This is a genomic window from Actinomadura latina NBRC 106108, from assembly GCF_001552195.1.
In the GTDB taxonomy this organism is placed as follows: Bacteria; Actinomycetota; Actinomycetes; order Streptosporangiales; family Streptosporangiaceae; genus Spirillospora; species Spirillospora latina.
Window position 1 is genome coordinate 1 of the sequence record NZ_BCQS01000055.1, and the last position, 9,951, is coordinate 9,951.

10 protein-coding genes and 3 tRNA genes are annotated in these 9,951 nt (G+C 70.0%); 11 read left to right on the plus strand and 2 right to left on the minus strand.

The window, feature by feature from the left end:
* The coding region (locus AL2_RS35645; protein WP_174550909.1) for a transposase at window positions 1-295 on the plus strand (295 nt) is incomplete at its 5' end.
* 205 nt (window positions 296-500) lie between these two features.
* Here the strand turns inward: AL2_RS35645 and AL2_RS35650 are convergent.
* The gene (locus AL2_RS35650) at window positions 501-1,082 is read right to left on the minus strand and encodes a YceI family protein (RefSeq protein ID WP_067641706.1); all 582 of its coding nucleotides are present in this window, start codon (window positions 1,080-1,082) and stop codon (window positions 501-503) included.
* An 88-nt stretch (window positions 1,083-1,170) separates the two neighbouring features.
* Here AL2_RS35650 and AL2_RS35655 point away from each other — a divergent pair, with 88 nt between their 5' ends.
* The 5 genes from AL2_RS35655 to AL2_RS35675 all read left to right on the plus strand — a co-directional run bounded on the left by AL2_RS35655 (window position 1,171) and on the right by AL2_RS35675 (window position 3,392).
* Complete coding sequence (locus tag AL2_RS35655) at window positions 1,171-1,974, plus strand: universal stress protein (protein ID WP_067641717.1); 804 nt, start codon at window positions 1,171-1,173, stop codon at window positions 1,972-1,974.
* 155 nt (window positions 1,975-2,129) lie between these two features.
* A complete protein-coding gene (locus AL2_RS35660; RefSeq protein ID WP_067641708.1) occupies window positions 2,130-3,098 on the plus strand; it encodes a CHAP domain-containing protein in 969 nt (322 codons plus the stop codon).
* Window positions 3,099-3,140: 42 nt separating this feature from the next.
* A tRNA-Gly gene (locus AL2_RS35665) sits at window positions 3,141-3,213 on the plus strand.
* A gap of 27 nt (window positions 3,214-3,240) precedes the next feature.
* A tRNA-Cys gene (locus tag AL2_RS35670) sits at window positions 3,241-3,311 on the plus strand.
* A 9-nt stretch (window positions 3,312-3,320) separates the two neighbouring features.
* Window positions 3,321-3,392 (plus strand) — tRNA-Val (locus AL2_RS35675).
* A gap of 270 nt (window positions 3,393-3,662) precedes the next feature.
* On the opposite strand, the gene AL2_RS35680 is transcribed toward AL2_RS35675, so the two are convergent.
* Entirely contained in the window at window positions 3,663-4,400 is a 738-nt protein-coding gene (locus tag AL2_RS35680) for an SDR family NAD(P)-dependent oxidoreductase (RefSeq protein WP_067641709.1), read from the minus strand.
* A 106-nt stretch (window positions 4,401-4,506) separates the two neighbouring features.
* On the opposite strand from AL2_RS35680, the gene AL2_RS35685 reads away from it, so the two are divergent.
* The 5 genes from AL2_RS35685 to AL2_RS35705 form a co-directional block, all read left to right on the plus strand.
* The gene (locus tag AL2_RS35685) at window positions 4,507-5,856 is read left to right on the plus strand and encodes a flavin-containing monooxygenase (protein ID WP_067641711.1); all 1,350 of its coding nucleotides are present in this window, start codon (window positions 4,507-4,509) and stop codon (window positions 5,854-5,856) included.
* A complete protein-coding gene (locus tag AL2_RS35690) occupies window positions 5,853-6,482 on the plus strand; it encodes a TetR/AcrR family transcriptional regulator (protein WP_083947261.1) in 630 nt (209 codons plus the stop codon). The genes AL2_RS35685 and AL2_RS35690 overlap by 4 nt, the downstream gene beginning before the upstream one ends.
* The gene (locus tag AL2_RS35695; protein WP_067641713.1) at window positions 6,479-7,417 is read left to right on the plus strand and encodes an alpha/beta fold hydrolase; all 939 of its coding nucleotides are present in this window, start codon (window positions 6,479-6,481) and stop codon (window positions 7,415-7,417) included. Before AL2_RS35690 ends, AL2_RS35695 begins: the two co-directional genes overlap by 4 nt.
* Entirely contained in the window at window positions 7,410-8,990 is a 1,581-nt protein-coding gene (fadD1, locus tag AL2_RS35700) for a fatty-acid--CoA ligase FadD1 (RefSeq protein WP_067641715.1), read from the plus strand. The genes AL2_RS35695 and fadD1 overlap by 8 nt, the downstream gene beginning before the upstream one ends.
* Window positions 8,991-9,255: 265 nt before the next feature.
* Window positions 9,256-9,951 (plus strand): alpha-L-fucosidase (locus AL2_RS35705; RefSeq protein WP_174550910.1); only part of this gene is annotated, 696 nt, incomplete at its 3' end.

The following is a 9,951-nucleotide window of genomic DNA, read 5'->3' on the forward strand; positions in this document are numbered from 1 at the left end:
TAAGAGCAAGGACGGCCGCAGCCTCACCCTTCATCCACAGGATGCGATCCTGCGGCAAGCCCGCGCCGGCTGGGCCACCGATCCCGACCTGCGCGACACCTACCGGCAGCACCGGCCCATGGTCGAACGCTCCATCGTCTGGCTCATCGGCCCGCACGGCCGCGCCCGCAAACTCCGCCACCGCGGCACTACCAACGGCGACCTCTGGCTCCACCTGCGCCTGGCCGGACTCAACCTACGCCGACTGCTCAACCTCGGCCTCACCCACACCGGCCAGGGCTGGATACTGGCCTGACAACCCAGGCCCCCAGCCCAGGGCCCGGCCCGTCCCTTGCACACCCCCCGACCCTCCACCAAGCTGGACCACGCGGGAAGGGCGACCACTTTGTCGACCCCACGGGGCCTGACCCAACCAGCCGCACAGACGGCCATGTCGGCGCCCTTCCCGCCCACATCACCCCTTGTTCAGCACACTCCTAGGCGGACGCGACCGCGCCGGGTCAGGCCGGAGCGTCGACGGTGGTGAGGACGGCCTGGATCTCCAGCCCGATCGTGATCTCGTCGCCGAGCATGACCCGGTCGCCCCGCAGCGGGACGTTGAACTCGATGCCGAAGTGGCGGCGGCTGATGGCGGTGGTCGCGGCGAAGCCCGCCCGGATCCCGCCCCAGGCGTCGGTTCCGACGCCGTGGAACTCGGTGAGCAGCCGGACCGGGCGGGTCACGTCCTTGATCATCAGGTCGCCGTCGAGGTGGTAGCGGGGCGCGCGGGCGCGGCGGCCGGCGGCGGCGCGCTCGACCCCGGTCGCGGCGAACATCATGACCGGGTGCCGCTGGACGTCCAGGAAGCCGGCGGAGCGGACCTGCTCGTCCCGCTCGGGGCTGCGGGTGTCGATCGAGCCCATCCGGATCTCCGCGCGGGCGCTGGAGTCGAGCGGGTCGTCCCCGATGACGACCTCGCCGCCGAAGTCCGGGAACGTCCCGCGTACCGTGGTCACCAGGTGCCGGATCGCGAAGGTGATCTCGGAGTGGACCGGGTCGATGGTCCAGCGGCCGGATTCGAGGTCGGACACCTCGCCACCCATGAATATCCCCCCAAACAGCGACAACCAGGAAAAACTACCTCAAATCCCATCTGGTCTGACAGGCCGTCACGGGGGAATGCTCGGGTACATGATCGGTGAACACGTGCTCGCCGGATACGTCCCCGACGCGGGCGGGCGGGAGGCGCTCGACCTCGCGCGCGGCATCGTCGCGCTGACCGGCGGCCGGCTGAGCGTGGCGAACGTCCACCCGCCGGACCTCCCCGCCGCCGCCGGCGAGGCGCGCGCCGTACTGGACCCGCTCGCCGACCTCCTGGACGGCCGGCCCGCCGACCTGATCGTCCAGGAGGGGCGCAGCGTCGGGCGCGGGCTCACCGTGCTCGCCAGCCGGATCGGCGCCGACCTGATCGTCGTCGGCTCGCCCGAGGGCGGCGCCCGCGGCCGCATCGGCGTCGGCGCCGCCGCCGATCACCTGCTGCACTCGGCGACCGAGGCCGTGATGCTCGCCCCGTCCGGCTACAGCCAGCCGGACGACCTCGGCCGCATCACCGTGATGTACGTCCGGCGGCCCCAGTGCGACGAGGCGGTCATCCGCGCCGCGCAGGCCGCCGAGCGCCTGGAGGTCCCCCTCCGCCTGGTCACCCTCGCCATCGGGGACGTAGACGCCGACCCGCTCCGCGACGACCTGGCGCTCGCCATCCGGCTCGCCCAGGACTCCGCCGACCTGCTCCCCGAGGAGGTGTCCGCCGAACTCGCCGAGGGCGACGACGTCGCCGACGCGCTGGACGACGTCGACTGGCCCGAGAGCGAACTCCTCGTCTGCGCGTCCAGCGAGGACGCCGCCGCCCACCGGGTCTTCCTTGGGGAAGTCGCCCTCAAGGTCCTGCGGGCGGCCTCGTGTCCGGTCACCGTCCTCCCGCGTGGCTACTACTGAGTAGTCCGTTTTGACCGTTTACCTGGAACAGCTTGCCGCCCGCCGTTTACCTCGGCTACATTCCGTCGAGATCGGAACGTGACCATTGGAACGGGGCACGTTCCGTCCCCCCGGTCGGGCGCACCCTGCCCGAACGAGCCTGCGCAGGGAGCGAGATGGACCCGGTCGGCAAGAAGCTGCTCGACATCGCCACGAAGGAACTCGGCTACACCGAGAAGGGCAACGGCTACACCAAGTTCGGCGAGTGGTACCGCAAGAACGTCGACGGCGACCACGACGAGTACTTCTCCACCGCCCCCTGGTGCGACATGTTCCTCGCCTGGGCCGCCGACAAGGCCGACGTCCCCGGCCAGGCCGGGCAGTTCGCCTCCACCGTCGAGCACGCCAAGTGGTTCAAGAAGCACGACGCCTGGGGCCACGACCCCGAACCCGGAGCCATCGTCTTCTACGACTGGAACGGCTCCGGCGACATGGACCAGATCGACCACGTCGGCATCGTCGAGAAGGTCGACGGGCACACCCTCCACACCATCGAGGGCAACGCCGACGGCTACAAGCTCATGCGCAAGACCCGCGACACCGGCAACGTGGTGGGCTACGGCTACCCCTCCAAGGTCAAGGTCGAGACCAAGTACGCCCCCAAGCACGCCGCCCCCGCCCCCACCATCGACCAGGTCGGCGCCCCGGTCACGTCCACGCACACCCACGAGATCGAGCACAGCGCCCCCACCGAGCAGCTCCCCGCCCAGGAAGTCGTCCTCGGCGGCATCCTCGCCTTCATCCTCTGCGGCACCGTCGCCCTCGCCGCCGGCCGCGCCGCCGCCGCGAAGGCCCCCACGACCCCGCCGATCCGCGTCCGCAAGCGCGGGAAGCACCACCGCCCCTCCACCCCCGCCGCCCTCCCGGCCGACGTCACCCCCGCCGACCTCGACGCGGCGGACGCCGGCACCACCCTCATGCCCGCCCTCTCCCTCGCCGCCGCCCACGAAGCCGAGGACCGCGAGTTCTGGGGCCGCATCGCCCACCTCGAAGAGGACAAGGAACTCGACTTCTGGAACACCCTCCACGCCGAACTCACCGAGGACGCTCCGGCTCTGTACGCAAGCACTCCAGGATTCCGCTAGAGTTGTCCATACAAGCCCGGGGGGCGACCCCCGGACCAGCATGCGGACGTGGCTCAGTTGGTAGAGCATCACCTTGCCAAGGTGAGGGTCGCGGGTTCGAATCCCGTCGTCCGCTCTGAGAGGCCCCATCAGGTCTCGCTCTGGTGGAGTGGCCGAGAGGCGAGGCAACGGCCTGCAAAGCCGTGTACACGGGTTCAAATCCCGTCTCCACCTCGCACGCAAGGGCGATTAGCTCAGTGGGAGAGCGCTACCTTGACACGGTAGAGGCCACTGGTTCAATCCCAGTATCGCCCACCCCCCAGGCCCAGGTCAGCCCACAGAAGCCGACCTGGGCTCTTTCGTTTCAACGCAGTTGGATGCGAAACCGGGAGCACATCGGTGACCAATGCCGCGCAAGACGCCGGGCCGTTCGGCATGCTGTGCCTCCGCCACGACGTCGAGCGGACTAACGGTATGGCCCGCCAGCCCATAGCACCCGATCTCGGCAGCCGACAAGTGCCGCGGTGAGCGAGGCTCCGATGCCCGAGCCGCCGCCTGTGACGATCGCGGATCTGCTCGCGAGGCTCATGCGAACGCCTTCTCCACGAGTCCGGCGAGATCCGGGTAGCGCATCAGGTGGGCACCGCCGTTGATGTCAAGGGTCTCGCCGGTGATCCACGCCGCGTCGTCCGACAGCAGGTAGCGCACGGATGCGGCGATCTCATCCGGGCTCCCCGGTCGGCCGAGCGGCGTGTTGGCGACGTACTCGTCCTTGACCCCGCGTATGTCCATCGCCGGCGCCGTCAGCGGCGTGACGACCAGTCCGGGCGCCACTGCGTTGACGCGCACACGGCGCGGCGCGAGCTCGAGCGCAGCGACCTCCGTGAGCGCCACGAGGCCGGCCTTCGCGGCGCAGTAGGCAGCCAGGCCGGTGCCGGGCTGGCGGGCGTTGAGGGAGGTCAGCGACACCAGTGCGCCTCCGTCGGCGACCCGGAGTCCGGCGTGCTTGAGCACGAGGAACGCGCCGGTGAGGCAGACGTCGACGATCCGGCGCCACTCCGCGGCATCGTGGTCGACGACTCGGGAGAGCGTGCTCGTGCCGGCACAGTTGACCACGCCGTGGAAGCGCCCGTGCTCCGCGACGACGCCCTCGAAGAGCGCCTCCACTCCTCCCTCGTCGGTCACGTCGACCTCGACGTCGGCGGCCGTGCCGGGGAGGTCGGCGACCACCACGATGTCGCCCTGCGACCGCAGCAGCGCGGCCGTCGCCGCTCCGAGGCCGGACCCGCCCCCGACCACCACGACCGTGCGCTGCTCACTCATCCGCCACCATCCTGACGCTCGTCGGTATCTGTTGACACGTGTCAATTGCAGTCCTAACGTGACGGGCGTCACGCCAGGTTGTCAAGCAGATGCCGAGGAGTAGCCGATGAGTGGTCCGACGGTCGCCGTGATCGGTGCCGGCATCAGTGGGCTGACGATGAGCAAGATGCTGGAGGACTACGGGCTGGAGTACGCCACGTTCGAGTCCTCGGACCGCGTCGGCGGCAACTGGGCCTTCGGCAACCCCAACGGGCACAGCAGCGCCTACCGCTCGCTGCACATCGACACCTCGAAGCACCAGCTGTCGTTCAAAGACTTCCCGATGCCCGAGGAGTATCCCGACTTCCCGCACCACACCCAGATCAAGGACTACCTCGACAGCTACGCCGACGCGTTCGACATCCGGCGCCGGATCGAGTTCGAGAACGGCGTCGTGCACGCCGAGCGGCACCCCGACGGCGGCTGGCTGCTGGAGACCGAGCGCACCGGCGTACGTCGCTTCGACGTGCTCCTGGTGGCCAACGGCCACCACTGGGACCCGCGCTTCGCCGACAAGCCGGGCGAGTTCACCGGCCTGACGATGCACTCGCACGCCTACATCGACCCGGGGACGCCGTACGACCTGACGGGTAAGCGGATCCTGATCATCGGGCTGGGCAACAGCGCCGCCGACATCGCGGTCGAGCTCTCCAGCAGGACACTCGACAACGAGGTCGTCATCTCGACGCGGTCCAGTGCGTGGATCGTGCCGAAGTACTTCGCCGGAACGCCGGCCGACAAGTACTACAAGACCTCCCCGCACATCCCGTTCGCGTGGCAGCGCAAGTTCCTGCAGGTGATGCAGCCGCTGACCGCCGGCCGCCCGACCGACTACGGCCTGCCCGAGCCCAACCACAAGTTCTTCGAGGCGCACCCGACGCAGTCGGTCGAGCTGCCGCTGCGGCTCGGCTCCGGCGACCTGCGGGCCAAGGGCGACATCGAGCGCTGGGACGGTCGTACCGTGCACTTCGCCGACGGCACCGCCGAGGACTTCGACGTCGTCATCCACGCCACCGGCTACAACATCACCTTCCCGTTCTTCGACCCCGGCTTCCTCAGCGCGCCCGAGAACCACATCCGCCTCTACAAGCGGATCTTCAAGCCGGGCATGGACGACGTGGCGTTCATCGGGTTCGCCCAGGCGACGCCGACACTGTTCCCGTTCGTCGAGTGCCAGACCCGGCTGGTCGCGGCCTGGCTCGTCGGCCGCTACGCGCCGCCGCCGGTCGCCGAGATGGAGCGTGTGATCGACGAGGACCAGCAGAAGTACACCGCCCACATGGTGCAGCGGCCGCGGCACACCCAGCAGCTCGACTACTTCCTCTACGAGCACGACCTGCGCACCCGCGAGATCCCCGCGGGCATGGAGCGAGCTGGGCGGCAGCAGGCGCGGCAGCCCGTGGAGGCGCGCGGGTGAGCGAGGAGCGCACCTGGGCGCGGCTGGTCGACCGCCGCAGTGCCAACCGCGGCGACCAGCGCCGCTCGGCCCTGCTCCAGGCCCTCGACGACCTGCTGCGCGAGCAGACCCTCGACGAGGTCAACGTCGCGGAGATCTCGCGGCGGGCCGGCGTCACCCGCTCGGCGTTCTACTTCTACTTCGAGAGCAAGGCCGCCGCGGTGCTCGCCCTGATGGCCGACCTGTACGACGCCGCGTCGGACGCGACCGACCTGCTGGTCAAGGCTGAGGGTGATCCCGGCGAGCGGATCCGGCAGGTCCTCGACTCGCTCTTCGACTCCGTCGACGCCTCGCCGCACACCTACCGCGCCCTGCTCGAAGCGAGGGCCGCGAACCCGCAGGTCCGGGAGGGCTGGGACGCGGGCCGCGCCGAGTTCGCGGGCATGGTCGCGGAGATGATCGAGCGGGAGCGGGCTGCCGGGCACGCGACCGACGGTCCGGACGCGGCGGGCCTGGCCGCCGTACTCCTCGACCTGAACGACCACGCCCTCGAGCGCCATGCGCTCGGCGGTGAGCCGCCGCGTGAGCAGCACGTCGACGCGCTCACGCACATCTGGATGACCAGCATCTACGGAGGCATCGCGTGACCACCTTCGACTTCACCTCGGCCGGTGTGCGCTGCGCCGCCACGCATCACGCCGGCGCGGACGGTGCGCCCGTCGTGGTGCTCGGCCACGGCCTCGCCGGCACCCAGGACTCCGGCCTCCAGCCGTTCGCCGAGGCGTTCGCGGCGGCGGGCTTCCACGCCGTCACCTTCGACTACCGCGGCTTCGGCGCGAGCGACGCCGGCGACGGTGGTCCGCGCCAGTGCGTGTCCGTCGCCGACCAGGTCGCCGACTGGCACGCAGCGGTCGAGGCAGCGAGGCGCCTTCCGGGCGTCGACGCCGAACGGGTCGCGCTCTGGGGCATCTCGCTCGCGGGCGGCCACGTCGTCTCCGTCGCCGCCGCGCGTGACGACGTCGCGGCGGTCGTCTCCGCGGTGCCGCTCGTGGACGGGCTCGCCGCCGCGCGGCTCGCCGCGAAGCACCACCGCCCGGCCCAGCTGCTCGCCTCCACCGGCCGCGGCATCGCTTCGGCCGTACGACGCAAGGCCGGCCGCGCGCCGACGATGATCCCGGTCGTGGCTCGTCCCGGGGAGCCCGGCGCGCTGACCCTGCCCGGCGCCTACGAGGACTACCTCGCGCTCGCGGGCCCGACCTGGCGCAACGAGATCGCCGCCGACGTCGTGATGGAGCTCGGCGGCCGGACGCCCGCCAAGGACGCGAAGTCGCTGCGGGTCCCGTGGCTGGTCCAGATCTGCGACTTCGACAGGAGCGCGCCGCCGTACGCCGCGGCGAAGGCGGCCGTCGCCGGTCGCGCCGAGGTGCGGCACTACCCCGGCGACCACTTCGACCTCTTCGCCGGCAAGCCCTTCCACGAGGCCGCCACCCGCCACGTCGTGGCGTTCCTGAGCCGCCACCTGGCTGTTCCCTCCGCCGCCGCCTCGCCCACCGCGACCGCATCGGAGCCGTCCCGTGTCTGACACCGTCCAGGCCCTCCTCCTCCAGCATGCGGAGCGGGACACGCCCGGCCTGAAGTACGGCGACCAGGTGTGGAGCTGGCGCGACTACCTCGGCGAGAGCGCCGCCCGTGCGCACGTGCTGCACGCGATGGCCGACCCAGGCCGGCCGGTTCACGTCGGCGTGCTGATGGAGAACAGCCCCGAGATGGCGATGGCGATCGCGGCGGGTGCGCTCGGCGGGCACGTGACCGTCGGCATCAACACCATCCGGCGCGGCGAGAGTCTCGCGGCCGACGTACGCCGGGCCGACTGCCAGGTCCTGCTGACCGATCATCGGCACCTGGCCCTGCTCGGCGGGCTCGGCCTCGGCGGCGCGACGGTGGTCGACACCGACGACGTCGACTGGCTCAACCGGGTGGCCGACGCACCGCGTGGAACCGCCGGGTTCCCGGCGGTCGACGCGATGGACACCTTCATGCTGATCTTCACCTCCGGCACCAGCGGGGAGCCGAAGGCCGTGCGGGTCGCCAACTTCATGGCGGTGATGTCGGGGGCGACGCTCACCGACAAGTTCGACCTGACGACCGAGGACATCGTCTATTCCTCGATGCCCATGTTCCACAGCAACGCCATCCTCGCCGGATACGCCGTGCACGCCCACGCCGGTGCCGCTCTGGCGCCGGCCCAGTTCAGCGCAAGCCGGTTCCTCAGCGACCTGCGCCACTATGGTGCGACCTATCTCAACTACGTCGGCAAGCCGCTCGCCTACCTGCTCGCGACGCCGGAACAGCCCGACGACCGGGACAACCCACTACGTGTCGCGTTCGGCAACGAGGCGAGCGACCGCGACATCGAGGAGTTCGCCCGTCGCTTCGACTGCACCGTGTGGGACGGCTTCGGCTCCACCGAGACCGCGGTCATCATCACCCGCACTGACGACACGCCGGCCGGCTCCATCGGGCAGCCGTTCGACGGCGTCGCCGTCTACGACCGCGACACCCGCACCGAGTGCCCGCGCGCCGTCTTCGACCACCTGGGCCGGGTGACCAACCTGGACGAGGCGGTCGGCGAGCTCGTCAACACCACCGGGGCCGGGTTCTTCGCCGGCTACTACAACGATGAACAGGCGACCTCCGAGCGGCTCGACGGGGGCATGTACTGGTCCGGCGATCTCGCCTATCGGGACGAAGCAGGCTTCATGTACCTGGCGGGTCGCACCGACGACTGGCTGCGCGTCGACGGCGAGAACCTCGCGGCGGCGCCGATCGAGCGGGTGCTGCTGCGCAACGACGCGATCAGCCAGGCCGCGGTGTACGGCGTACCGGACGCCGACGCCCCGGGCGACCAGCTCATGTGCGCGCTGGTGCTGCGCGACGGCGCGACCCTCACGCCCGTCGATCTCCAGGAGTTCCTGAATGCCCAGCCGGACCTGTCGCCGAAGGCATGGCCGAAGTTCGTCCGGATCGCCACCGACCTGCCGAGTACGGCGACGAACAAGGTTCTCAAGCGCGAGCTCCGGGCTCAGGGCACCGAGACCACGGACACGCTATTCGTGCGGCGCGAGCGGGACCACGTCTACCGCCCTGAGCCCTAGTGCAGCGTGTCTAGCTAATGCCCGGCGATCGGGATGTCGCCTTCGGCAGAAGGGTTATTCCGTTTCGTCGTGTGCCAGGTCCTCGTGAAAGGGGATGAACGTTTCATCAACGCACCTCTTGCCGCGAGTGGCACCGCTACTTGTCAGGCCAGGTGAGTCCACCTTCGGCACGCGAAGAGCCCGCCGAGGCCTTGACGGAGCTTGTGTCGTCATATTCACTCCGCCCCATCACCTTCAACCTGTTGGAGCGGAGACGAGTCGCAGAATGTTAGCGATAACACGAGGTCCGGTCGCGTCTTCGTCGTCATTACGGTTCAGCCGTCGCAGGCTGCTCGTCACGGCCGGGATCGCCGCGGCCGGCGGTCTCCTCAGGGCGGGAACCGCGCGGGCCGCGGCACCCAGCGGCTACACCCCGGCCTGGGCATCGGTGGACCAGCATCCGCCGGCTCCGGAGTGGTTCCAGGACGCCAAGTTCGGCATCTACTACCACTGGGGCGTGTTCAGCGTTCCCGCGTTCGCCAACGAGTGGTACCCGCGCAACATGTACATCGGCGGGTCCAACGAGAACAACCATCACAAGAGCGTCTACGGCGATCCCGCTGCCTGGCCGTACCACAACTTCATCAACGGAGCCTGGGACAGGGCGGGCAATTGGGTGCAGTTCGCGCCCAAGCTGAAGTCCGCCGGCGGCGACTTCGACCCCGGCGAATGGGCACAGCTCTTCGCCGACGCCGGAGCCGAGTTCGCCGGACCGGTGGCCGAGCACCACGACGGCTACTCGATGTGGAACAGCGGTGTCAACGAATGGAACTCGGTGGCCACCGGGCCCCGGCTCGACCTGCTGCGGCAGCATGCCGACGCCATCCGGGCCAAGGGTCTCAAGCTGTTCGTGTCACTGCACCACGCGTACAACTTCACCGGGTACTACGACCACGTACCGCAGCAGTCCGCGCCGTCCCTG